This window comes from Actinopolyspora lacussalsi subsp. righensis (genome assembly GCF_900116555.1).
In the GTDB taxonomy this organism is placed as follows: domain Bacteria; phylum Actinomycetota; class Actinomycetes; order Mycobacteriales; family Pseudonocardiaceae; genus Actinopolyspora; species Actinopolyspora lacussalsi.
In genome coordinates this window covers 90705-114511 of sequence record NZ_FPAT01000013.1, presented here as the reverse complement: position 1 = coordinate 114511, position 23807 = coordinate 90705, and the positions used below count along the sequence as shown (strand labels likewise).

General features: G+C 63.1%; 26 protein-coding genes and 1 tRNA gene. 10 read left to right on the top strand and 17 right to left on the bottom strand.

The genetic code is table 11. From position 1 onward, the window contains the following. The first annotated feature begins 158 nt into the window (after positions 1–158). Complete coding sequence (locus BM394_RS19780; protein ID WP_092980725.1) at positions 159–983, top strand: transposase family protein; 825 nt, start codon at positions 159–161, stop codon at positions 981–983. Between the two features lie 98 nt (positions 984–1081). Here BM394_RS19780 and BM394_RS19775 read toward each other — a convergent pair whose 3' ends face one another. The 6 genes from BM394_RS19775 to BM394_RS19755 all read right to left on the bottom strand — a co-directional run bounded on the left by BM394_RS19775 (position 1082) and on the right by BM394_RS19755 (position 8015). Then, positions 1082–2923, bottom strand: coding sequence for a DUF2357 domain-containing protein (locus BM394_RS19775; RefSeq protein WP_092980723.1), 1842 nt, complete (start codon positions 2921–2923; stop codon positions 1082–1084). A gap of 4 nt (positions 2924–2927) precedes the next feature. Further along, positions 2928–4139 (bottom strand): McrB family protein, encoded by a 1212-nt coding sequence (locus tag BM394_RS19770; RefSeq protein WP_175530186.1) that lies wholly within the window; start codon positions 4137–4139, stop codon positions 2928–2930. A 22-nt stretch (positions 4140–4161) separates the two neighbouring features. Beyond that, the gene (locus BM394_RS22565) at positions 4162–4836 is read right to left on the bottom strand and encodes a hypothetical protein (protein WP_139235273.1); all 675 of its coding nucleotides are present in this window, start codon (positions 4834–4836) and stop codon (positions 4162–4164) included. Beyond that, a complete protein-coding gene (locus BM394_RS23795) occupies positions 4837–5622 on the bottom strand; it encodes a DNA-methyltransferase (protein WP_342752760.1) in 786 nt (261 codons plus the stop codon). It lies immediately after the preceding gene. Between the two features lie 861 nt (positions 5623–6483). Continuing rightward, complete coding sequence (locus BM394_RS19760) at positions 6484–7146, bottom strand: HAD family hydrolase (protein ID WP_175530185.1); 663 nt, start codon at positions 7144–7146, stop codon at positions 6484–6486. 26 nt (positions 7147–7172) lie between these two features. Further along, on the bottom strand, positions 7173–8015 hold the full coding sequence (locus BM394_RS19755) for a GntR family transcriptional regulator (RefSeq protein ID WP_092980717.1): 843 nt from the start codon (positions 8013–8015) through the stop codon (positions 7173–7175). Positions 8016–8516: 501 nt separating this feature from the next. On the opposite strand from BM394_RS19755, the gene BM394_RS19750 reads away from it, so the two are divergent. Continuing rightward, positions 8517–8786, top strand: coding sequence for a hypothetical protein (locus BM394_RS19750; RefSeq protein WP_092980715.1), 270 nt, complete (start codon positions 8517–8519; stop codon positions 8784–8786). A gap of 138 nt (positions 8787–8924) precedes the next feature. On the opposite strand, the gene BM394_RS19745 is transcribed toward BM394_RS19750, so the two are convergent. After that, positions 8925–8998 (bottom strand) — tRNA-Gly (locus BM394_RS19745). Between the two features lie 80 nt (positions 8999–9078). Here BM394_RS19745 and dcd point away from each other — a divergent pair. Continuing rightward, on the top strand, positions 9079–9660 hold the full coding sequence (gene dcd, locus BM394_RS19740) for a dCTP deaminase (protein WP_092980713.1): 582 nt from the start codon (positions 9079–9081) through the stop codon (positions 9658–9660). A 208-nt stretch (positions 9661–9868) separates the two neighbouring features. Beyond that, positions 9869–11275: a sugar porter family MFS transporter gene (locus tag BM394_RS19735; protein WP_092980711.1), complete on the top strand. Its 1407-nt coding sequence runs from the start codon at positions 9869–9871 to the stop codon at positions 11273–11275. A 158-nt stretch (positions 11276–11433) separates the two neighbouring features. On the opposite strand, the gene BM394_RS19730 is transcribed toward BM394_RS19735, so the two are convergent. Together BM394_RS19730 and BM394_RS19725 are read right to left on the bottom strand one after the other, a co-directional pair. Beyond that, positions 11434–12462, bottom strand: a complete 1029-nt coding sequence (locus BM394_RS19730; RefSeq protein WP_092980709.1) for a hypothetical protein — start codon at positions 12460–12462, stop codon at positions 11434–11436. Continuing rightward, positions 12455–13027 (bottom strand): RNA polymerase sigma factor, encoded by a 573-nt coding sequence (locus BM394_RS19725; protein WP_092980706.1) that lies wholly within the window; start codon positions 13025–13027, stop codon positions 12455–12457. The genes BM394_RS19730 and BM394_RS19725 overlap by 8 nt, the downstream gene beginning before the upstream one ends. 169 nt (positions 13028–13196) lie before the next feature. On the opposite strand from BM394_RS19725, the gene BM394_RS19720 reads away from it, so the two are divergent. Further along, a complete protein-coding gene (locus BM394_RS19720) occupies positions 13197–14057 on the top strand; it encodes an alpha/beta fold hydrolase (protein ID WP_092980703.1) in 861 nt (286 codons plus the stop codon). 72 nt (positions 14058–14129) lie between these two features. Here BM394_RS19720 and BM394_RS19715 read toward each other — a convergent pair whose 3' ends face one another. Next, a complete protein-coding gene (locus BM394_RS19715; protein WP_092980843.1) occupies positions 14130–14339 on the bottom strand; it encodes a hypothetical protein in 210 nt (69 codons plus the stop codon). Between the two features lie 162 nt (positions 14340–14501). Between BM394_RS19715 and BM394_RS19710 the strand changes: the two genes are divergently transcribed. Together BM394_RS19710 and BM394_RS19705 are read left to right on the top strand one after the other, a co-directional pair. Continuing rightward, the gene (locus BM394_RS19710; protein ID WP_092602135.1) at positions 14502–15335 is read left to right on the top strand and encodes a helix-turn-helix domain-containing protein; all 834 of its coding nucleotides are present in this window, start codon (positions 14502–14504) and stop codon (positions 15333–15335) included. A 9-nt stretch (positions 15336–15344) separates the two neighbouring features. After that, positions 15345–15539, top strand: a complete 195-nt coding sequence (locus BM394_RS19705; RefSeq protein ID WP_170837467.1) for a DUF397 domain-containing protein — start codon at positions 15345–15347, stop codon at positions 15537–15539. A gap of 50 nt (positions 15540–15589) precedes the next feature. Here the strand turns inward: BM394_RS19705 and BM394_RS19700 are convergent, their stop codons facing one another. The 4 genes from BM394_RS19700 to BM394_RS19685 all read right to left on the bottom strand — a co-directional run bounded on the left by BM394_RS19700 (position 15590) and on the right by BM394_RS19685 (position 20006). Beyond that, positions 15590–16228, bottom strand: coding sequence for a Uma2 family endonuclease (locus tag BM394_RS19700; RefSeq protein WP_175530184.1), 639 nt, complete (start codon positions 16226–16228; stop codon positions 15590–15592). A 51-nt stretch (positions 16229–16279) separates the two neighbouring features. Then, positions 16280–16498 carry a DUF2399 domain-containing protein gene (locus tag BM394_RS23085; RefSeq protein ID WP_281246465.1) on the bottom strand — a complete coding sequence of 73 codons (219 nt, stop codon included), beginning with the start codon at positions 16496–16498 and terminating at the stop codon, positions 16280–16282. A 131-nt stretch (positions 16499–16629) separates the two neighbouring features. Beyond that, positions 16630–17499, bottom strand: a complete 870-nt coding sequence (locus tag BM394_RS19690) for an NmrA family NAD(P)-binding protein (RefSeq protein ID WP_092980691.1) — start codon at positions 17497–17499, stop codon at positions 16630–16632. 248 nt (positions 17500–17747) lie between these two features. Then, the gene (locus tag BM394_RS19685; RefSeq protein WP_092980689.1) at positions 17748–20006 is read right to left on the bottom strand and encodes a (Fe-S)-binding protein; all 2259 of its coding nucleotides are present in this window, start codon (positions 20004–20006) and stop codon (positions 17748–17750) included. 518 nt (positions 20007–20524) lie between these two features. Here BM394_RS19685 and BM394_RS19680 point away from each other — a divergent pair. The 3 genes from BM394_RS19680 to BM394_RS19670 all read left to right on the top strand — a co-directional run bounded on the left by BM394_RS19680 (position 20525) and on the right by BM394_RS19670 (position 22054). Continuing rightward, on the top strand, positions 20525–21025 hold the full coding sequence (locus tag BM394_RS19680; protein WP_092980685.1) for a DUF1707 domain-containing protein: 501 nt from the start codon (positions 20525–20527) through the stop codon (positions 21023–21025). A 121-nt stretch (positions 21026–21146) separates the two neighbouring features. After that, entirely contained in the window at positions 21147–21470 is a 324-nt protein-coding gene (locus BM394_RS19675) for a DMT family transporter (protein WP_092929643.1), read from the top strand. Beyond that, positions 21467–22054, top strand: a complete 588-nt coding sequence (locus tag BM394_RS19670) for a TetR/AcrR family transcriptional regulator (RefSeq protein WP_092980682.1) — start codon at positions 21467–21469, stop codon at positions 22052–22054. Before BM394_RS19675 ends, BM394_RS19670 begins: the two co-directional genes overlap by 4 nt. Before the next feature lie 15 nt (positions 22055–22069). Here BM394_RS19670 and BM394_RS19665 read toward each other — a convergent pair whose 3' ends face one another. From BM394_RS19665 to BM394_RS19655, 3 genes are all read right to left on the bottom strand, one after another. Then, complete coding sequence (locus BM394_RS19665) at positions 22070–22558, bottom strand: MarR family winged helix-turn-helix transcriptional regulator (protein ID WP_092980680.1); 489 nt, start codon at positions 22556–22558, stop codon at positions 22070–22072. Between the two features lie 241 nt (positions 22559–22799). Further along, positions 22800–23315 (bottom strand): nucleoside deaminase, encoded by a 516-nt coding sequence (locus BM394_RS19660; RefSeq protein WP_092980678.1) that lies wholly within the window; start codon positions 23313–23315, stop codon positions 22800–22802. 33 nt (positions 23316–23348) lie between these two features. Next, on the bottom strand, positions 23349–23762 hold the full coding sequence (locus BM394_RS19655) for a DMT family transporter (RefSeq protein WP_092980840.1): 414 nt from the start codon (positions 23760–23762) through the stop codon (positions 23349–23351). Positions 23763–23807: the final 45 nt, after the last annotated feature.

Genomic DNA, 23807 nt, shown 5'->3' with positions numbered 1-23807 from the left:
GTCAGATACTATCCATGAATGGAACCATTGAGGTGATCTCAGCGAGGTAGAAGCAGGCGCATGTGGCGGTTGCGTGCGGATGCGCTGGAAGGAAGGCGGAAAGCCCCTGGTAGGGCTGGTCTCGCCACAAGATCAGGCCCGACGACCAAAGGCTCTCCGTGATTGCTCATACTGCCATCCTCGATGTGTCGCGTGACCTTGCCGGTCATCTGGCGTGGCTGCTGCACGCTGAACGCCGGCGCCGCGGTACCCGTGCCCACACGCGGGCGCTTTCCTGCTTTTGGCAGGCTGTGCTGGGACTACGGTGGCTTCGCGACCACACCAATCCGGACAAGCTGGGTCGTGATCACCAGGTCTCGCGGGCCACGGCGTATCGGTATGTCGATGAGGTCATCACCGTACTCGCTGACCAGGCCCCGGATCTCCATCAGGCGCTGCAGCAGGCCCACGAGGACGGCCATGCCTCCGTCATCCTCGACGGCACGGTGGTCACCACCGATCGTCTCGCCGAGAAAACCACCAGCGTTCAGGGAACAACCATCGACCTGTCCTACTCCGGCAAGACCGGCGAGCACGGTGACACGATTCAGGCCCTGTCAGCGCCCAACGGATTTCCACTGTGGGTCTCCGACGAGGAACCCGACTCGACCCACGACCTGACCGCAGCCCACGAACACGTGCTTCCCGCGTTGTACGCAGCCGCAGCTCACGGGCTGCCGACCCTAGCCGATGGTGGCTACGACGGCACCGGCATCGGCGTGCACACCCCCATCAAACAACCACCCGTCACCCAGGTCCTCGACGCCGACAACCGCGCCTACAACGCCCTGCTCCGTGGACTCCGCAGCCTGGGCGAACGCGGCTTCGCCCTGCTCACACAGCGATGGCGCGCCATGGGACACATCACCGCCAGCCCCAGAAAGATCGGCCCCATCCTCCAAGCCGCACTCGTTCTCACCCAACTCGAACACCCAACGACCTAAAACTCGCTGAGATCACCTCAATACCTGACTTGCCATGAATTCGACTGTCTCGACTATATATCACGAAGCACGACATAGTGGATCGTAACGTACTCTCGTCAGCCACCGCCCGTAAGCTTTGTACGACGACTGACTTCCTGCAGTCCAATATGAGGAAGACCTGGTACAGCTAGTTCCTCAGGAGGGAGCTGAATTAATTGATCCAGCCACTCTTCGAGGAAGTTGGTGTTTCCGGGCAGAAAAGGGAGGGCGCCAATACCTAGGTGCTCTAGCGCGCGCTGAAGACGCGATCCCTGAAAGTCTTTCGATTCTTCACGTGACATTGGAAACAACGCTGCGCCCTTAACGACTGGCCGGCCCTGCTCCCCAGGGGGTCCGACTACTATCGCGTCGCGATATCGATGCAAGGCATTAATTGCTTTAACAGGGGGCCCAACGCAATCGAATTGCTGCCTGTAGGACTGGGAATTATCTAGGCGATACTTTGCATCGAGAAGAATAACCAATTCTGGCCATGTCCTATGTTGAATGCGAAGGACGATATCTGGCCGTTGCTCACCGGTCAATGTTGGATACCGTTGATTGTAAGTCACTTCTAGATTGATATGCGAAAACTCACATGCTACCGAGCTGCGTTTCCCGTGTGCTAGACGGATGCGGATCCCTGATTCTTCCACTGCTAGGAGTTCTGACAGATCCCCTTGAGTTCCTGTCTTGCTAAGAATTATCCGTACAACTTCGATAAAGCACCACGTTTCGTAAAGCTCGTGAACATCCATTACGGACAAGTCAATTCCTGTTCCGTTTGTGGAAAGACCGAGTCGAAGTGCCGTGATCGCCCTATAGGCATCTCCATAGCCGGTCGAATTGTGCAGCGCCAATGATGAGAATCCAGGCGGCGGGTGCTTATTAATCCCAGCGAATATTGGAAGGTCGACAAGGAGATTGACGCGATGGAGGAATTCCGCGACTTCGCTCTCCTCTTTTGCGCGGCGAACGGAGACAGTGTTACTGTCTTTCTGGTGCTGCTGAACCTCTGTGAGGAGATGACGATGTATTTCCGATAGTCGATCAATGATGAGCAGGAGGTTAAGTCGGATCCATCTATGCTCGTTCGTATCGGCAGTTTCGGTATTCTGTACGGATGGCAGAACACTACGCACCTGGCCTACTGCTGAGACGGGGATACTGGGACCACGACCTGATCCCTTGATTATAGCTCTTCTTACCGCAGAGTCGGCCTTCCGGATGCGACTTATGGGTGTGTTTGCAATTTCGTGTACTAGCGTACGTTCTGGATGAGTATTGATATAGTGAATTGCTCGCTCGATTGTATCGATCTCATTCCGGACGAGAGTAAGCCAATCAAGCGAGCTAGTATCGTCCGTATCATACGCAGTACCTGTACGATATGTGGCACGGAGATACTCCAGAGCAAGCGATCTTACTGTTGATGCTACGTCCGTTACCATAGTCTGGTAGTCAGTTGCATAATCGATCTTTGTTGGGAATATCTCCAACGTGATTCGAAGCATCTCGTGCCCGACCTGGACATCTAGTCTTGAAACCCCAACTTGGCGATTAAAGTTGATTGTACCCATGGACGTCAGATCGTCCGAAAAAGTGTCGATGTTTCGAAGTAATTGAGGGTCACGGTGCACGAGCTGCGGTAGCTGGCCAGCAATTTTTGATTTTGCCCTGATACGATAGGTGGTGTCTTCAAATAGCGGTGGACCAGTAAAGAGTTTGCTGGCACCAGGGTCAGTCGCCGCAGTTTCACCAAGGACGACTACATCGGCAGAACCCGTTGAGGAATCGACATGAAGTTGTGTGACCGGCCCGGATAGGCGCTCTACGGAAGTAATATCGGAGTGTGTCGGACCTCGCAGTTCGAATTCGACAAAGGGCGCAGATATATGTAGAATATGAGTAGTAGGCATATGTTCAGAGCCAATAGTTGGTAAATCCGGTTTCGTGAAGTCGACGCAGCATCAATTCAATACGGTCACTGCAGAATGGAAACCCTGGCTCGCTAGTATCTGTAGTGCTACCGGCAGGGTCGTCAATGCCTGGCGAGGCCCAGGAGCGTAGGTTATCAAGTACTTTGCGCACAGTCGTGCCAGCGCCTTGTATTCTAGGCAAGACCTTCATGGCAATAGCTAGGTCTAGTGGGTCAACTGCACCTGAATCACTTGTTGAGAACGATTCAGAACAATCGTTTGCTGCAAGACAAAACATAATAATTTCGTCGCGAACTCGATATCCAAACTGCAACTGAGCAGGCTCAAGAAGTGAATTCACGTGTATTAAGGTTTCAATTATAGACGGAACATCAGGATGTGACACGAGGGGATGCTGAGCAAGCGACACCGCGCGTGGACACCAGTCTTGAGACGCCCAGCGTTTAGCCTGTGCAGGCTCTGTGACTGCCTGAGGGATGGAGGACAAGTCGATTTTTGAAAACTCAATAACAAAAGATCGGTCCAGTACCTTTTTTGAGAACCCGTGTGTGGTCTCATCCATGTTGACAGACCCAACTAGGCACAGGTTGCCAGGCAGACCGACGGAGCTCCAGACATCGTATTCCCCTCCTGCAAGATGAGGGAAAAACGATGAAGAAATAGTTCTCCCCTCCTCCCAGGAACGATCCTCGAGTGTGCTGAGAACCTCGGCCATGTAGTATTCTACGCGGGCTAAATTCATCTCATCGAGAACCACAAAGTATTGCGTGTGCGGGTCATCGGTTGCTTCGCGTGCTATCCGCAGAAGAGGTCCTGGCTGAAAAGATCCATCGATTCGTTCAAAGCCGAGTAGATCGCTACTGTCATTCCAGTCTGGACGAACTGGGATCGTGTAGCACCTACTTCCGGTCGCGTTGGCAACCAGCTTAGTGAGCTGTGTCTTGCCAGTGCCGGATATACCCGCTAGAATTACGAATGGCTTTGTCCGAACTGCGGTAACAAATGCCGACACTTGCCACGGTTCGAAGACGAATCCAATTTTTGACAAGTAGTCGACTACGTGATCGATACCTTCGCTGTATCGTTGTAGAGTGGCTTCTAATAGTTGCTTCGGCTTCGTTGAATGCTGGGACTGTGGCGCCGGTGGCAGATAGTCTTCAGGTGCAGCCGGTTGGTCGGCATAAACGACCGTCATGTGGGTCTCCCTAAGCGCACTGTCATGATGGGTCATACCCCAAATGAACTAATGGAGTGTCTGAAGAAAAAAGCGCTCGAATTTCATTATCGTTGAGTCCTGTGTCATCGATGAACTTGTTAGTAACTTCCTCATCTGTTGGATTGTGATCAAATATGGTATATAGATCTGTAGATCGAAACCACCAAATTGCTGAATCGAGTATTTGTGGTTTATTTTCGCTAGAGTCTGATGACGCGCTAGGCATAAAAAATGATTCGAGATCGTGTGCTTTGGGATTTGCGAAGTAATACTCCTTGGGTTTTGTATTTGGGACTGAGAGGAGCGGGGCTCTACTTCGTTGCTGCCATCGGCTGACAGTGTCAGAGGAACCATTTGAAGGGAACTTTGCCGACCGGTATCCTCGAGTCTTGTCTCGTGTTGATCCGAACGGGATGAAGTATGGGTTATCAACGTCCGATGGAGGGATATCAATAACCCAAAGCGCAAATTCGTTTATGGCGGTAGTGTAGTGGGATGATCTTGTGCCGGTGACAACAGTTTCTGGTGCGGGTTGTGCTGAGTAGCGCGCTTCTGCGATTCTGTTTTGAAGTGCACGTTTGAAGATTAAATAGTCACCGAGATTCGCCGAGGCTGCGCTGGTTCCGAGTCTATCGACAGCTTTCTTCAAACTATGTTTGGCGATATATAGAGGCATCTATATCTCCAGGTCTAACGTGTCTTCGGAGTCTAGGTTTTTCATATGGGATACGGCGTGTTCGCAGTACTCTTTGTTTAGTTCGATTCCTATTGATCGATAACCCTGCTTTCGTGCGAAACTCATGGAAGTGCCGGAACCATTAAATGGGTCGAGGACAATTCCGCCAGGTGGAGTGGTAGTTAAGATTGGAATCCTTACCAGTTCTTCGGAGAAGGCAGCACGGTGCTTTCCTGCACCAGACGAAGGTTTTGCTGCCCACGTGTCCAGAGGGGGTAGAACCCGACCGGATTTCTGTGTACGTCCAACATCTGTCCGATCAAAATAGTACCATCTGCTCTTTGTGAGATGAAATATGTATTCATGCGAAACAGAGCATCGATCTCTAACTTGGTCAGGTACTGGGTTCGATTTTACCCACACATTATCGTTGCGGACCAACCATCCGGCATCTTGCAGAGCTATCGCCAATCGGTGCGGAACTAGGAGCTGCTGTTTAGGTCGGGCCCAGCCTCCGTCACCGGGGCGGTCTTGTGGCCTTAGACCGAAGCGGCGGGCTCCTTGCTTTGTCTCGCCGCTTTTATGGGCCCCTTTTCCGCTCCAATAGGTGTCTCCAATATTGATCCAAAGTGACCCAGTTTCGTTTAGTACATCCCAGCATAGCGAGAATATTTCTGACAGGTTGTCTATAAAGTCCTTGGGGTGACTTTCAAGCCCGAGCTGGCCGTCGATGCCATAGTCACGTTGTCCGTAATAAGGAGGCGAGGTGACTATGCAATCCACCATTAGGTTGGAGTCACGGAGCCGACGAAGCCCAGTTCGAATGTCTTCGTTGAAGATGACAGCTTTTGTGTCGGCATAGTAGGCATGGTCTATCAAGGAAGGTGCGCTGAAGATGGAATCTGGTGTGACGGTAGGATGTAGGGCGCGGTTCGCTGGCGTGTCCTTGAGTTGGCCGTTGGCGATGGACGCGCGTCCAGGGGGGCGGACGGAGGTACCGGATGCGTCCTGGCCAGTAGTGTTCAAAGGCGCCTCCATTGCGGGTTGCTGGTCGTCCACCATTACTCCAGTTCACAACACGTGACTAATCATGCCTCTAGGGGTCGATGCCAGCTGTCGAGGCATTTCGACCGACCTCAGCAGAGCATACGTGGAGGCCACGACATCGTTCCAGGCCAGTGACCTCGGGCCGCGTGAGGCGCGATCGCCGAGCAGTATCGATGCTGGTCAGCGGACTATTTGATCTTGGTCTTCACCATGGCTGTCAAGATGAGTCCTGATGAGAGCTCCGGGCTGGTGCGTCAGAGCAGCCGGTTCCCTTAGCATCTACTCTCGGCGGAGGAGTATGCGCTGAGGCAGCTACCACGTAGGGGCTTCGTCCCAATGCTGTGTGCGGTGGCTCCTCGTCCGATGCGTCTGGGCATGGGGCAATCGCGGAGGTCGAGGGGCTCTCTGGTAACAGGCTTGCTCCCTTGGCTGGGGCTGATCGTTCCTGACCTGACGGGGTGAGGACGTGTGACTTACACGCGGGCTGCAAATCGAAAGGCTTTTCTCGAGTCTGATCCATGCGACCTTGTCGATCATCGTGTACCCAGGCTTTCAAACGTTGTGTCCAACTGTGCGGGTGAACGCCATGCTGCTCGGCTACTACAGCTCACTCGTGATGAGTTCCAGTTTTTCTGCCACGGTGTCGGCCCCGGCGTTGGTGAGCTTCACAAACTTGCCGGGTTTGTTCGCGTAGCCGATCGCGTGGGCGCCGAAGGCGTGCGCGGCCTTGATGTCGCTCGGAGAGTCCCCGATGAGCGTGCAGGCGGCGGGGCTGCTCCCGGTTGCTTCGGCCACACGCCGTAGGAGCCGCGTATCCGGCTTCAGGTGAGCGGCGTCGTCCGGTCGACGTGCCGCGATGGCATCCACCTTGCGGGTAAGCCCGTACTCTGCCAGATAGGCACGCACGGCGGATTCGGCATTGTTGCTGACGATGCACAGCGACCGCCCGGAAGCGTGGCAGCGTTCGATCAGCTCGACAACTCCCGGCGTCGAGGCCGCGTTGGAAACGGCTTCGTTCTCGGCATCGCTGACCACCGCATCGACATCCGGCACGAGTTCGGGGTACTCGGCGGCGATCGATTCCAGTAGATCCAACGGATCACTCGTTTCGCACCGCCGCGCGACGTCGGCATACCCGGCTTGCCGGATCGCATCGAGCGCGCGGGCGGCAACCGTCGAAGCTCCCAGATCCGCGAATACGGCGCAGAGGGGTCCGTCGAAGTCGAGCATGACGCACGAGGTCGCCGCGAGGATCTCGCGCAACCGCTGCTGGTCGGTGCCGTGCTCACTCATGGTTGGATCTCGCGGCTGACGGTGGCCCACATCGACTCGAACCACAGTTGCGACTGCTTGACGTACTGGCTGCCGGTCAACTCCTCGTCCGCGTCCGCGGCGTGTTGGAACAGCGTCGCGTCCTTGCCCATGAGGTCGTAGACCGGTGTGTCCTCTCCTTCCAGCGCAACGACGTGCTCGCGAACCGGGTAGAAACCGAAGAAGATCTCGGAGTTGTTCAGCACGTAGAGCTTGAACAGCGGCGCGGTCGGATGCAGCCGTACCTCGGCGGAAGTCTCCGGCACCAGACCGAACGAGCCGAGCTCTCGCACCGAAGCCATGATCGCCTGGGTGTGCCTGCGCATGATGCCGTCGGCCCGTGCGCGGAAAGCCGGGCTGTCCTCCAAACCGTCGACTTTGCAGGGCAGCGGCATCGGGTTCCGTGTGTCCGGCAACAGCATCCGAATCCGCAGCGACTGCGGCGTCAGCCGCCCCACCCGGATCTTGTCCAGCGGTTCCTGGAGCGCGCCGTGCAGTGTCTCGCCGGAGAACCCGGCGAAGTCGATCGAGATGTGCTCGGCTTCGAAGGCGCGTTCGATGTGTGGGCGCAGCCCGACCGGCCGTTCGGTGCGCTCCCGCACGAACACGCCGCTTCCCTGCCGCGAGGTGACCAGCCCTTCCTCGCGCAGTACCCGTAGAGCCTGCTGCGCCGTCATGCGAGCGACGCCGTATTGTCTGCCCAGCTCGGCGCCGGAGGGCAGCCGGTCCCCTGGCTGATAGGTCCGCGTGAGGATCGCCGCTCGAAGCGCGCTCGCTACCTGCACATAAGGCGGGCGAGGATCGTCGGGATCAAGGCTCATGTGCTCAGGTTAGAGCTCAACCCCGTCTAGTACCTAGCCAGATTGACATGGCTAGCCAGGTTAGCTAGCTTGTTCATGTTGATTGAGTAGCTGCACAGCTTCCGAACGGGGTTGCCTGATGTCAGAAGAGCGCTCTTCTCGCCCGGAGGCGAAGGTTCGAGAGCAAGAGCTGGAAGATTTGGTGGAGCGAGTTCGTACGGTTCGGCGATCGACGCCGCCTCTCCTGGGAGAGAGTGATCCCGAACGGAATCGGCTGGTGAACGACCTCACCCACCAAGTGCGCGAGGTGATGGCACTCAGCGAGTGGTTCGCGGAAGCGCTGGTCTCAGGATGGCTCCGCCCGATCGCCGGGCAACGGGAAGCACGAGCGGAAAGCGTAGTTGTTGAGCGGAGGCGTCATTGTCTTTGAGGCGAGAGTCCACTGAGTCCGTTCCGGGACGGCCGGACGAAACGGATCCGGGAGCGGGCGCGACGACGCCCCAGCCCTGTCGATGTTCCGAGGTGACGGCGACAACGCGTCCCGCCGCGAAGCAGCAGCTCGAAGGTGTGGCGTTCCCGCTGGACCGCGCCAAGCGGTTGTTGATCGTCGATCGCACCTCGTTGATTGGTGAGACGTGGCGCCGGTTCAACCTCGCCGATCTCTACATCGGCGCGCGAACCCCGATCGTGCTCACGATGAGCCGTACCAACCTGTTGCGGCTCAAGGAAACCGTGGATACAGCGGTATCCGAGTTCGTGGTGCGGCCGGAGTCCTCGGCCCTCGCGGACTGAAGCCGCTCCCGGACCAGTCGAGACGAGCTTCGCCACGGAGCTGCACCATGCCGGTTCTTGCTGCCGCAGGCCGCCAACCTTCGCGCACGAAAAAGGCCCAGGCGGAACCCGGAAGTTCCTGGCCTGGGCCTTCACCGTTGGAGCGGGTGACGGGGATCGAACCCGCGTTCTCAGCTTGGGAAGCTGATGTTCTGCCATTGAACTACACCCGCATCGCCCTCAATGCGACGTAATTAAGCCTAGCACGGCGGCCAACGGCGATGTTCACCCACCCACCCGATACGCTGTTTCCGTGTTGCTCAGTGACCGCGACCTGCGTAAAGAGCTCGACGAGGGCCGCCTCGAACTCGATCCGTTCGACGACGCGCTGATCCAGCCGTCGAGCATCGACGTTCGGCTGGACCGGTTCTTCCGGGTCTTCGACAATTCCAAGTACACCCACATCGACCCCTCGCTGCAGCAGGACGACCTGACTTCGCTGGTCGAGCACTCCGACGACGACGCGTTCGTCCTCCATCCGGGCGAGTTCGTGCTCGGCTCCACCTACGAGACGGTTCGCCTTCCCGACGACCTGGCGGGCCGCCTGGAGGGCAAGTCCTCCCTGGGCAGGCTCGGCCTGCTCACCCACTCCACCGCCGGATTCATCGATCCCGGCTTCAGCGGGCACATCACGTTGGAGCTGTCCAACGTCGCGAACCTGCCCATCACCCTCTGGCCGGGCATGAAGATCGGCCAGCTCTGCCTGTTCCGCCTCTCCAGTCCGGCCGAACACCCCTACGGCAGCAAGGCGGCCGGTTCCCGGTACCAGGGCCAGCGCGGCCCCACGCCCTCGCGCGCGCATCTCAACTTCGGCAGGGTCGACACCAGCCGCTGATCCCGATCGAGACCCTTTCGTTACCAGGTCAGACGCAGCTCGCTTCGATTCAGAAACGGTGTGCATCTGAACCCGTCACAGTGGCGAGCGTCACGCTGAATCGTGGAAGTCAAGTGGGCCGAATGTGACTTACGTTGTCGCGTAACCCGTCGTTAACGAGCGATGTGCGACATGGCACATCGGCGATCGGGGGCTCAGGAGTACTTCGATGTCGGTAGATCAGACGAGAGGTCGTTCCACCGATCACCTTGCGCACGTGGTGATGATTGCCGGGGCGGCAGCCCTGGGAGGCTTCCTGTTCGGCTATGACACCTCGGTCATCAACGGTGCGGTGGGAGCCATCCAGGAGAACTTCGGCGTCGGCGCGGCACTGACCGGTGTCACCGTCGCCGCGGCGCTGCTCGGATCGGCACTCGGTGCGGCCATAGCCGGTGGCATAGCCGACCGGATCGGGCGCACCAGGGTGATGCAGGTGGCGGCCGTGCTGTTCATCATCAGTGCCATCGGTTCGGCGCTGCCCTTCACGGTCTGGGACCTCGCCTGGTGGCGAATAGTCGGTGGTGTCGCCGTCGGTATCGCCTCGATGATCGGCCCCGCTTACATCGCGGAGGTCGCGCCCGCCGCGTATCGCGGCAGGCTCGGTTCGCTACAACAACTCGCGATCGTGCTGGGTATCGCGGTTTCCCAGCTGGTCAACTACGCGCTCGCCTCCTCGGCGGGTGGCAGTGCCTCGGCTCAGCTCGGCCCGCTGGACACCTGGCAGTGGATGCTGGCCGTCGAGGCCGTTCCCGCGTTGATCTATCTCGTGCTCGCCTCGGTCATCCCGGAATCCCCGCGGTTCCTCGTCCGTGCGGGCAGGATCGACCAGGCTCGTGGGGTGTTGCAGCGCATCGAGTCCGAGGACGCGGACATCAAGATCGAGGAGATCAGGAACGCGCTCGGTGGCGAGCGCAAGACCAGGCTCAGCGACCTGCGCGGCAAGTTCGGCGTGCTGCCCATCGTCTGGGTGGGTATGGCGATCGCCGCGCTGCAGCAGTTCGTCGGCATCAACGTGATCTTCTACTACTCCTCCACGCTGTGGCAGTCCGTCGGCGTCGAGGAGAGCAACTCGCTGCTGCTGAGTCTGTTCACCTCCATCGTGAACATCATCGGTACGATCGTCGCGATCGCGCTGGTCGACAAGATCGGCCGCAAGCCGCTGCTGGTCGTCGGTTCCCTGGGCATGACCATCGCGCTGACACTGACCGGCTGGGCGTTCAGCTACGCCAACGTCGTCGACGGCGAGACCACGCTGCCCTTCGAGTGGGGTGCCCTCGCGCTGGTCTCGGCGAGTGCCTTCGTGTTCTTCTTCGCGGCATCCTGGGGTGTCGTGATGTGGGTGCTGCTCGGCGAGATGTTCCCGTCGCGCATCCGCGCCGCCGCGCTGGCCCTCGGCACGGCGACCAACTGGATCGCCAACTGGCTGGTCACGGTGACCTTCCCGAGCATGCAGGCCTGGAACCTGCCGGTCACCTACTTCATCTACGCGGCGTTCGCCCTGATCTCGCTGTTCTTCGTGGTGCGCTACCTCAAGGAGACGAAGGGTCGTTCCCTGGAGGAGATGGGCACCAGCTGATCGAGGTCAGCCGTTCGACCTACGGAGTACTCGGCCGGCGGGATCTCCCGCCGGCCCTCGCTCCGGTAGGGGCTGTCCGCTTCGGTGCATCACCGGGAGGGGCGTCGTGTGGACGACGCCCCTCGCTACGTATCCGTGGGTGGACTCCGCGAGTTGGCTCAGCCCCGCGTGTTCGTCCGCCCGTACTCCTCGAAGACCACGTAACCGGTCAGTTCGCCCCGGTCCAGGTTGAGATTCTCGAACGAGCGCAGCACCCCGGTCGTGCTGTCGAACAGCAGCACCTCGGAAACCTCGCCGACGGACGCCGAGCTGGTGAGCCCCACCGCGAACACCGGATCGCCGCGCACCTCGCTCTCACCCCGGAAGCGCACGCCAGGAGTGCGGGCGAGCACCCGCAGCAGCTCCGCACGGACGTCGCGGGGAAGCAGCTCGTGTTTGAACAGCGATACGGCGCTCCGGAACACGTCCCGGGAGTCGTTCCCCCGCACGTTCAGGCACTCCGCGACCCTTTCGGCCCGTTCGGGAACGCACCGCGCCAAATGGACACTGTTCGGGCCGATCCGTTCCTCGCGAGTCCTGCGATGTCCGCTCCAGCCGCTCTGCCGCTTCCAGAAGTTCCGGTCCGAGTCGGAACCGAATTCGGGTGGCCGCGGAACAGTCCGCGTTGTTCCCACGGCCGGCTCCCGCAACCAGGTCTCCCGCTGCCGCGGGTAGTGCGCGCAGTGCTCCACCTCCGAGGAGCACAGCGACCCGGACCACTCGTGGGTGCGGATGTAGCCGAACTCGCCCTCGGCGGTTTCGTAGGGTGCGGTCTCCAACCCGTCCGCCCTGTTGAGCAGCTCGTTGGTGGCCGCTCGCCCGGAAACGTCCGCACCGAGTTCGGTGGCTTCGCGCACCGGCCCGACCTCGGGCGGGCTCTGCTCGGATACGGCCGTCGTGCCGCTCAACAGCGGAACGCTGCCGAGTAGCGCGGCTGCCAGGATCGACGCCGCCACCACTACGAGACGGCGCGGTTTCCCGCCTCGGCGGGTGGGTGACTCGGGCGATGTGGATTCGGTTCCGGCGTGCTCGCGCAGTTCCGCCCGTGCGATCAGATCCGCTGCGCGGGGCCGTTCCGGACCGGACTCGGTGCTTTTGGTCGGGTCGGCGTGGCCGACGAGTTCGCGGACGGCATCGACGTCACGCATGGGACTCCTCCAATGGTTCGATAACTGCCGGGGAGGGAGCTGAAGCGCCGTTTTCCCGGTCCGAAGCGGGGTTTTCCAGGGCTTTCGCCAACCGTCGTCGCGCGCGGAACAGCCGAACCCGTACCGTTCCCCGCGCGCGGCCCAGCACTCGGGCCGCGTCGCCGACGTCGAGGCCCTCCCAACCCACCAGCCGGAGAATCTCCCGGTCGGTCTCGGAAAGCGCGTCCATCGCTCGGTGCACGTCGACGTGCTGTGCCCCGCGCGCCGGGTCCTCCCGCCGGTCGCGCAGCACGTCGTCGCCGGGAAGACTCACCAAGGCGGGTCTCGTCCGGCCCGCTCGGCGGTCGTTGGCCAGTACGCGGCGTGCGATGCCGTACAGCCAGGGCAAGCAGTGTTCCGGTGCCCGGGTGCGACGCCGCCAGGTGATCACGAAGACTTCCTGGGTGAGTTCCTCCGAGGCGCTCGGATCGCGCAGCCTGCGCAGCACGTATCGGCGGACGGCGTCGTAGTGCTCCTCGTAGACAGCGGTGAACCACGCGACTCCCCGTTGGTCGACAGATCCCACATCAATCCCGCCTAGTCGCTGGATGTCGTTTACGCCCTCTCCGTGTCGCGCGACTCGTCGGCGTTACCGCCCGGCGTCGATTTCTCGTGAAATCGTCGTTGTGGTGGGGTGGCGGCGTGGCGGGGAAATTCCGTGGACAGCCCCGACTCGGCCTCGTAGGTTTTCTGCCATGCGGCACACGGTGACGGTCGGCCCGGACTACGAGCTCTGGGTGGAGGAGCGGGGTGATGCGGATGCCCCGCCGCTGCTGCTGATCATGGGGGCGAACTACAGCGGTATGGCCTGGCCCGAGTCGTTCGTGGAGCGTCTGACGAGCAGGTACCGGGTGATCCGCTACGACCACCGTGACACCGGGCGATCGTCGCGGGCCTTCGACGTCGCTCCGTACACGATCGCGGATCTGGCGGAGGACGCGGTGGCGGTGCTCGACGCTCTCGATGTCGACAGCGCACACGTGGTGGGCATGTCGCTGGGCGGCGTCCTGGTTCAGCTGCTGCTGCTCGACCACCCGGAGCGGTTGCGCAGCGCGACCGTCTTCGCGACCTCCGCGCTCGGCGGAGCAGCCCCCGAGTCCGGTGAGCTGCCGGGGCCCGACCCTCGAATCCTGAGCCTGTGGCAGCGGATGGGGGAGCAGCGGGATCCAGCCGATGAGCTCGCCTGGCGCGTCGAGCACTGGCGGATGCTCAACGGCGACGTACTGCCGTTCGATCCCGAGGAGTTCCGAGACCTGGAGCAGCGCCTGGCCGAGCACTCCGGAACCCACGTCGCCGACACCGCACACGCCCGGGCCGAGGTCGGCGGCCTCGACCGTGCGGCCGAGCTGAGTGCGGTGACGACCCCGACACTGGTCATCGAGGCTCCGGCGGATCCGGTCAACCCACCACCGCACGCCGAGCACCTGGAGGCGGTGATCGCGGGCAGCCACCGGATCACCGTTCCCGGCATGGGGCACGCGCTCAGCAGCGCGGTGCTCGAACCGCTGGCCGAGGCGATCCTGCGGCACACGGCGGCGGTGGACCGGGACTCCTGAGTCCGGTGGCCGACGGCGCCGTGCGGACCGGGCGTCGATTTCTCGCGAAATCGCCGGACGGTGGGGTGGTAGTCACGGCCGGTAGAGCACCAGGTCGAACAGCGGGCCGAACCGTTCGGCCGCGCGATCGGCGTTCTCGAACACCGCGAACTGGCTGCGACCGCCCTCCTGCCAGTACAGGACCGCGCCCTCGGCGGTTTCCATTCCCCACAGCAGCACCGAATCCGGGTCGGGGGTGCCGGTGTCGTCCTGCCGGGCGAGGCCGAAAACGTTCGGGATCACGTGAACCTCCTCGAAAGTTAGCCGTTTCACCGAGCACTGTCCGAACGGGAATCGCCCACCGGGAGAAGCTTCGGCGGGATCACCGGATGCGGGAATCCCGCTCACGGATTCCCGCTGGGATCATGGTGTGGGTCACGACCGTGGTCGGGGAGGTCTTTTGCGGTGGTTCGCACCAGCCCCACGTTCCGGCGCCGCAGGCTCGCACGCAGGATCCGGTATCTGCGGGAGCGGGCCGGGCTGACTCAGGAGCACGCGGCCTGCGAGCTGGACATGTCCACCAGCGCGCTGAGCCGCAAGGAGAACGGCGATGTGATCACCTCGGTGCACGAGGCCAGATCCATGATGGACCTCTACGACATCCGGGACCCCGAACTGCTGGACCTGGCCAGAGCCGCCAGGGAACGCGGCTGGTGGCGGGCCTACGGCGTGGAGGATCGCGGCTACGTGGACCTGGAGACCGAGGCGTGCTTCGTTCGGGACTTTCAGGTGACGACTGTGCCCGGTTTGTTGCAGACCGAAGACTACGCGCGAGCGCTTTTCCAGAGTGGTCGCATCGGCGCATCACCGGAGCAGATCCGCAACGATCTCGCTGTTCGAATGATTCGGCGGCAACGTTTGACCGATGTCGAGAATCCGCTCGAACTCCGTGCTGTGGTGGACGAAGCGGCTCTCTGGCGGACTGTCGGGGAACGGAGAGTGATGTACGAACAGGTGGTTCACCTTGCCGAATGCGCGGAGATGCCCACTGTCGAGTTGCAGGTTCTGCCGCTGGGAAGCGGTGCACACTGTGCGATGAACGGTGCGTTCACGCTTCTGGAGTTCGCCGAACCGGCCGATCCGGAAGTGCTCTACGTCGAGTACCCGACGGGCTCGCTGCACGTGGAGAAGGCATCCGAGGTCAGGGCCGGTAGACTCCTGTTTGAGGATCTACGGTCGAGCGCACTAGACTTCCAAGAGTCCGTGAAGCTGATCAAGAAAGTCGCTGAGAAGCTGTGAGGAGGCGCCATGTCGACGGTGGACGTCTCCAACGATGGATGGCGGAAGAGTAGTCGCAGCGGCAACAACGGTGCTGGGGGGAACTGCGTCGAGGTCGCCTTCGCGGGGCCCGCCGTGGCGGTGCGGGACTCCAAGGTGCCGGACGGGGCGGTGCTCGCCTTCGATCAGCGAGCTTGGGCGTCCTTCCTCGCCAGCCTGCGCTGAGAACCGCTGCGCTGAGAACCGCAGCGGTGGCGGGTTTTCCGCTCGCCGCCTCAGTCCTCCAGCAGTTCGGCGGGATCGAACCGGAGCGGGAACGGCTCCCGCGTCTCGAAGGTGTCACCCGCCAGCGCCTTGGCGTGCACCTCGTAGTCGCCGTGGTCACCGAGCCGGAGCAGTGTGATCTCGGCGTGGTTCTTGGTGTAGGAGACCTCCACCCGCATGAAGTACTCGATGCCCGCCTCGGCGCACATGGCGGGTTTGTCGATCCGGTCGGCCACGCGGCTGGACGGCGAGACGCACTCGCCGACGAGTAGCGCCCGAGTGCCAGGTATCCATATCCGTCCCCGCGCGGGTTCGTTCAGAACCGCGAAATCGGGCTGGATCCAGCGATTGATGCCCAGCTGAACGTTCAGCGTCGGGTAAACTCGGCACCCCAATTCTCTGGCCGGGGGTTCCATGAGGGTAAGCATTCGGTAAGCGGCGTATGTGTTGGCCGAACCTTCGTAGGGGCTCACGATCAGGTGTCCGTCCTGGCACTCGTACTTCACCGGTGGCATTCCGGGAATCGGCAGGTACCGGTCGGCGAGATCGGGGGTCCACACGCCGCGCAGCTCGACGAGTGGGTCGAACGCGCCGGTGTCGCGGGCAGGTGCGGCCACAGGTATCACCCCTTCGGCCACCACGGTACTCATACCCCGAGCCTGCCGCGAGCGGTCGACGGTGTGGGGTAGCGCGACGATCTTTCACCCCATCGGGGAGGGCGGCAGCGACACGGCTTTTCCTGCCAGCTCGTCCAGCAGCGTCTCGGCCACCCGCTCCTCGGGGACGGCCACCCCGTGCTCCCGCACGGCCGCCGCGAGCTCGGGATCCCACGGGGTGTCCGGCACGGAGCCGGTGTCCGGTCCGCCGCGTCGTGATCCGGACCGCTGGAACCGCCTCGGGGAGCGGTCACCCGGCGCCACCACAAGAGACGTTACCGACACCTCCGGTGCCCGTGGTCGATTTCCCGCGAAACGTGCGGAACGCCGGGCGAACCCGGGAGGTCGTTTCCGGCGACGGGCATCCGACCGCTCGGCCGGGATCGCCGTGGGGGCTACGGCCTCGGGCGGAGGTTCTCCCAGGCCCAGGATCCGAGTGTGGTCGGCGTGGTGGTGACCGGATCACGCCGCTGCTCGGGCGTGAAGTTCTCGCGCATCCCCGCCGACATGCCGACGATTCCCTCGATCCGTCGCTCGGACAGTCCCACCGCCGACAGCGAGGCGCGGAGCCGGTCGTCGGAGATCCGTTCGGGAACCACGTCGTGTCCCAGCACCTCTCCCAGTATCCCGGCCACCTGCGAGAAGGTCAGGTCCTCGGGGCCGTGCACGGCCCGCACCCGCTGTCCGGACCATGCGTCCGACAGCAACCTGGCGGCCGCGACCTCGCCGATGTCCCGTGGATCGACCCACGCCATCGGGAAGTCGAGCGGCCACGGTGTTCGCAGCACTCCGGCACGGATCTCATCAGCCTGCGTGAGCAGGTTGGTGAAGAAGTAACCGCACCGCAGCTGCGACACACTCGCACCGGTTTCGTTCAACGACCGTTCCGCCCGCGCGAGCCCGTCGATCTCGCCGACTCCGGAGCCCTTCTCGGCACCGATGCTGCTGACGAACACCGTTCTGCCGATGCCGTTCTCGGTGACGGCTCGGGCGGCGTTGGCCCCCATACGCGCATGGCCCGCGATCGGGTCGTCGTCCGAGTCCGGCGGGTTGATCCAGAGCAGGCGTTCGGCTCCCCGTGTGGCCCGAACCACCGCTTCGGCATCCCCCTGGTCACAACGGTGGACCTCGACCAGCTCGCGGGTCGCCCGGTCGAGGTTGCCGGGTTCACGCAGCAGCACCCTCGGTCGAACCCCCGCCTGGACGAGTACGCGCACCACGCGGGAGCCGATCTTTCCCGTGGGAGTGGTTACGACAGTGGTCATGGGCACCTCCGGGACTGCTGGACAGCGATTCCGCGGCGGAGTATGCCCGGTGGGACCGACAACGACGGCTTTCGCGGGGCGGCGTCGATTTCTCGCGAAATGTACGCGGGGAGGGACGGGGCCCGCTCACGAAACGGGGCCGGACTCCCGAATGGGAATCCGGCCCCGTTCACCGAACGACAGCCCCTGGCCGGGAAGTCGTGCCCGAGCGGGGAACGTCACCCCCCGCAGGGGCAGTACGGCCTCGGTCAGCCGCTGGACTCGGCGCTCGCCGCGACGTCGTCCGAGTCCTGGGCCTCGTCACCGCCGGAACCGTCACCGTCGGTGCCGCGCTTGACCGACTGCAGCAGCAGCTGCGCCACGTCGACGACCTCGACGTTCTCCGAGGCGACCTGCTCGTTCTGCCGCGTGGTCATCCCGTCGGTGAGCATGACCTTGCAGAACGGGCAGCCGGTGGCGACCTTCGACGAGGCGGTGCCCAGTGCCTCGTCCACCCGGTCGAGGTTGATCCGCTTGCCGGTGCGCTCCTCCATCCACATCCGGGCGCCGCCCGCGCCGCAGCACATCGCGCGGTCGGCGTGGCGGGGCATCTCGCGGAACGAGGCGCCCGAGGCGTTGACCAGGTCACGCGGAGGTTCGTAGACCTTGTTGTGCCTGCCGATGTAGCACGGGTCGTGGTAGGTGACGTCCTCGGTGACCGGGGCCACCGGGACCAGCCGCTTCTCCCGCACCAGCCGGTTGAGCAGCTGCGTGTGGTGCACCACCTCGTAGTTGCCGCCCAGCTGGCCGTACTCGTTGGCCAGGCTGTTGAAGCAGTGCGCGCAGGTGGCGACGATCTTGCGCTTGCCGGGCTCGCGGTTCTCGAACACCGAGTTCAGCGTTTCCACGTTCTGCTCGGCCAGCGTCTGGAACAGGAACTCGTTGCCCGCGCGTCGCGCCGGGTCACCGGTGCAGCCCTCGTCCGGGCCGAGCACGGTGTACTTCACGCCCGCGATGTGCAGCAGTTCGGCGACCGCCTGCGTGGTCTTCTTCGCGCGGTCCTCGAACGCGCCCGCGCAACCGACCCAGAACAGGTACTCGACGTCCTCGTCGAGTTCACCGTCGAAGACCGGGACCTCGAAGTCGAGGTCCTTGGCCCAGGCCAGCCGGTCCTTGTTGTTCTGGCCCCACGGGTTGCCCTTGTTCTCCAGGTTCTTGAACATCCCGCCCAGCTCGGTGGGGAAGTTCGACTCGATCATCACCTGGTAGCGCCGCATGTCGACGATGTGGTCGACGTGCTCGATGTCCACCGGGCACTGCTCGACGCAGGCACCGCAGCTGGTGCAGGCCCACAGCACCTCGGGGTCGATGATCCCGGCTTCCTCGGGGCCGCCCACCAGCGGTTTCTCCGACTCGGCCAGCGCGAGGGCGTCGATCTTGCCCATACGCTCGTCCGCGTCGTCACCGGTGATGCCTGCCTCCTCACCGGTCATCGGGTCCTTCTTGCCGCCCTCCAGCAGGTAGGGCGCCTTGGCGTAGGCGTGGTCGCGCAGGCTGGTGATCAGCATCTTCGGCGACAGCGGCTTGGCCGTGTTCCAGGCCGGGCACTGCGACTGGCAACGCCCGCACTCGGTGCAGGTGGTGAAGTCCAGCCAGCCCTTCCAGGAGAAGTCCTCCACCTGGCCTGCCCCGAAGGTGTCGCTGTCCGGTTCGGCCTCCTCGAAGTCGATCGGGGCGCCGTTGCTCATCATCGGCTTCAGCGCGCCCAGCGCGGTGCGCTCGGGATCGCGCTTGAAGTAGATGTTGAAGAACGCGGTGAACCGGTGCCAGGCCACGCCCATGGTGATGTTCGAGGCGATGACGATGACCCAGATCATCGCCGAGAGGATCTTGAACGCGGCGAACAGCGAGACCGCGAACGCGCTGGCGGGCAGTATGCTGCCCAGCGCGAAGCTCACCGGTGCCGACCACACCGGGGCGTGGAACAGGTCGGAGGAGACCTTGAACGAGCGCAGGCCCATGATGCCCACGCCTTCCAGCACCACCACGGCTTCGACGAAGTAGGCCTGCCAGAAGTTGGAGCCCGCGAACCGGGAGACCCTGCCCGCGCGGCGCGGGTGGTTGAGCTGACGTATGGCGCTGAGCCAGATGCCGCCGAGGATGGTGGTCACGCCCAGGATCTCGACGATCAGGTTCCAGGGGCCGAACGATCCCAGCCACGGGATCTCGAACGGGGCGTGGAAGACTTCGCCGTAGGCGACCAGCACGCTCAGGCTGAGTCCGCCGAAGCCCAGCATGACGAACCAGTGGGCCACTCCTACGTGGCTCCACTTGAGCATCCTGGTGTGCCCGAGGACTTCCTTGAGCATGTTGGAGAATCGGGTACCGAACGGCCCCTTGCGGTTCGGATCCGGTTGTCCGAGCCGGATGGATCGCACCATCCGTCGAACGGTCCTGACCACCATGACCACCGCGACCGCGGTCACGGCAAGACAGATCAGGCCCAGGACGAGCTGCAGGGCTACCATGCTCGTGGCCTCCTGTTCGCGGGTTTGGACGCTGAGCTTAGCCTCTATTACTCGTCGGTAACCATAGGGGCGTCGCTCGTGGTGGGAACAGTCGGTGATTGTGCGAGACGGCGACACGAAAGACTAGCCGGGCGTGGGGTCGTCCGCTTGCCGTCAGCGCGGAATCCGGGGAAGCGTAACAGAACGCTACGCTGTGCTGTTCGCGCTGCGCAGCGTGGGTGTGCTTGACTCTTCGCCGCTCGTCGGGGCCGTGCCGACCGAGGCCGCGGTGGCGGCGCGACGGCGCTGTCGAGCCCGAATGGGTCGAGGTCATGGCGGGTGCGATTTTCGCCACTCTCGTGGCCCGAGTCCGGCTTTGATCGATCCAGTCGGAACCATCGTGGTGCGGTCCGGTGGCGCCGTTGGGGTGAAACGGCCCCGTCATGACCGGTGCTTCGGTATCATTTTCGGATACCGCGCCGGGGTGTGATCACCGCGCCGCGTGGTGAGACCTCGGGAACGGCCAGTCGGGAGGCGTGATGTCCGGACCAGAAGCGAGTGGCCCGGATGCGAGCGGCCCGAACGAGCGGGGAGTGCGCGCCTCGGACGCCGAGCGGGAGGCGGTCGCCGAGCGACTGCGCCTCGCGATGAACGAGGGCAGGCTCGACATGGCCGAGTTCGACGAGCGGGTCGGGCAGGCCTACGCGGCGGTGGCCCGCGCCGAGCTGGAACCGCTGACGCGGGATCTTCCGACCCCCTCCGAGCCCGCTCGGCGGACGCGCTCGGTAGCTCCGGAAACCGAGGAGGACGAGGGCGAGCGACCGGCCGGACGGAAACGCGGGCAGCCCCGGAGCCGGGGCGCCGAGTGGCGGGACTGGGCGGGGACCTCCTTCGTGCTCGTCGGTATCTGGCTGATCACCTCGATCGCGTCCGGTGGCCCCAACTTCTTCTGGCCGATCTTTCCGATGGGCATCTGGGCCGTGATCCTGCTGTCCTCGATGATCTTCGGCTCCGGTGAGGAAAAGCGCGGCGGTCGGTAGCCCTGAACGGACACATCGACACTCCGGATCGGCGGCGGTATATTAAAGAAGTAGTACAGTCGTTCAAATTTCGGGCGGTTCGCGGTAGCCGCGACGATCCGTACGGGAGTTCGGAGGTCAGTTGGCCTACATCGTGTTGGTGGCGGCGATCCTGTCGGAAGTGATCGGCACCATATCGCTGCGGTTCGTCGACGGGCTGAGCAGGCCGCTTCCCCTGGTGCTGGTGGTGCTCGGGTACGGCTCCGCGTTCGTGGCGCTGGCGAACGTGCTCAAGATGGGCATCCCCGTCGGGGTCGCCTACGCCATCTGGTCGGCCGCGGGAGTGGCACTCGTGGTGCTGATCGGCGCGTTGTTCCTGAACGAGACCATGACCCTGACCCAGATCGCGGGGATCCTGCTGATCATCGGTGGTGTGGTCGCGCTGGAGGCGGGAGGCGCGCATTGACCCACGACGGCAATCCGACCGAGCACTCCGACGGGCGTCGCGCCAAGGGCGAGCGCAGACGCAGGGCGATCATCGACGCCACCCTGCGCGTGATCGAGCGGGACGGCATCGCGGGGGTCAGTCACCGCAACATCGCTCGGGAGGCGGCCGTGCCACCGGCTTCGGTCGTCTACTACTTCGAGAGCATCGACGGGGTGCTGATCGCGGCCCTGCTGGAGAGCTGCGAGACGATGATCTCCGAGTTGCGCGAACTCACCGAACACGTGGTCGACGACCCCGAAGGGTGGGTCACCGCCACCGCCGAGATGCTCTCCCGCATGGTCCGGGAGCAGCGCGGCCGGACACTGGCCGAGTACGAGCTCTACCTGCTCGCCGCACGCAGGCCCGCGCTGCGCCCGGCCGCCCGCCGCTGGATCGAGGTGGCCACCGGATACGTGCACGACACGGGGACGAGCGACACCGGCGCGGTACGCGCGCTGCCCGCCGCCATCGACGGGCTGCTGATGCAGGCCCTGATCGCCGAGGAACCGCCCGGCCCCGAGGAGTTCCGCCCGGCGCTGGCCCACCTGGTTCCCGAGCGCTGACGTCCGGAGAAGCGGTTACTCGCCTTGCCCGCTCCGCTGCGAGCGCAGCGCGTGAAGGATCGGTTTGAGTTCCGGATCCAGCTCCGCGTGAGCCATCGCCTCGGCCAGCGCGTTCTCGTAGACGGGGACGGCCTCGCCGAGGGTCTTGAGGCCGTGTTCGGTGATACCGGTGTAGACACCTCGGCGGTCGAGTTCGCACAACCGACGCTCGGTCAGTCCGGAACGTTCCAACCGGGCGACGAGGCGACTGACGGAGCTCTGGTTCAGGTAGACCGCCTCGGTCAGTTCCTGCATTCGCATCTCGCCGTCGTCGCTCGCGGCGCACGCCGCGAGCGCGAGGAACTCGGACAGGCCGAGAGCGCAGTGCCGGTGCAGTGCCTTTTCGATCAGCCCGTCGACCTGTGCGTGCAGTGCGACCAGGCGGGTCCACTGCTTTCCCTCGACGGAGAGCCCTCGTAGCGGGGTCGTGGCGGGGCTGAAGCCCTCCTGCTGCGCTTCGGTCATGACCCACTCCTTTCGCTGCCGGGAGCCGGGAGGTGCTGTTCACCTCCCGGCTCCCGGCGGCACTTGTCATGTTCCGGACAAGCACCCATCACCGTTAATAGTACATGATATGTACATACAACCAGTTATCCAACAACGGTGAACAATTACCCGGATTCGTTTCGCCGCCCGCCTCGCCGAGGGTTGCGGCGTGTCGCGTGAACGGGCATGTCTTTCGGAGCCGTGGTTTGCTCATACGGGATCATTTCCACCGTCGTTCCGGGGCTTGGTCCCCCATGTGTAGCTCGCGCCAAGCGGTGAAGGGAGTCAGGGCGTTGTCGACGGACCAGTGTCGGGTCGACAACCCCTGCCACTTCTCCGGCGGTTTCGCGAACAGGTCGTAGGAATCGAGGTAGTTGAAGCCGTTCCGGGCCGCTTCGTGGCGATCGACGGCGGAGACCACGTGGGTGATGTTGGAGTACAGGGCGCTGGTGTAGCACAGGGCGCAGGGTTCGCCGGAGGCGATGAGCACGCATCCGGCCGGCCGGAAGCGGTTCCGGGAGCCGCACGCGTCGCGTAGTGCCACGACCTCGGCGTGGGCCAAGGGGTCGCGATCGGCCATGACCCGGTTGACTCCGGAGCCGACGATGCCGTGTTCGGGGTCGACGACCAGCGCCGCGAACGGCACTCCGCCGTCGTGCACGTTGGCCAGGGACAGCTCGACGGCTTGGTGGACGTAGTCGGTGAGCTGGTCGGCATCCAGCGTTGTGGTGGGCATGGTGCCCTCCTCGTCGGTGTGGTGCGCTGGAGGTCACGCGGGGGCGGGTTCGGAGGTTTCGGCGAGCTTGGGGCTGGAAGCCAGCTTGAGCCCGACGACGCCCGCGATGATCACGGCGAGCCACAGGATCCGCGTCGGTGTCAGTGCTTGGTCGAACAGGAAGGCACTGACCACCGTTGCCCCGGAGGAGCCGATACCCGCCCAGATCGCGTAACCGATACCGACGTCGATGCTTTTGAGCGCCAGCGTGAGTGTGAAGACGGTCAGCAGGAAGAACACGCCCGCGGAGATCGACCAGTTCAACTTGGTGAATCCCTGGCTGCCGCCGGTGCTCACGGCGTAGCCGATCTCGAAGAGCCCGGCGATCAGCAGGACGATCCAGGGTCGGGCACTACCGGATGACGTGGCGGCCGGGGTGGTTTCGGAATGCGTTGTTGTCGCGGTCATTTTCTCACGTCCCATTACTCGTTCGTGGATTGTCGGTCGGTTCTG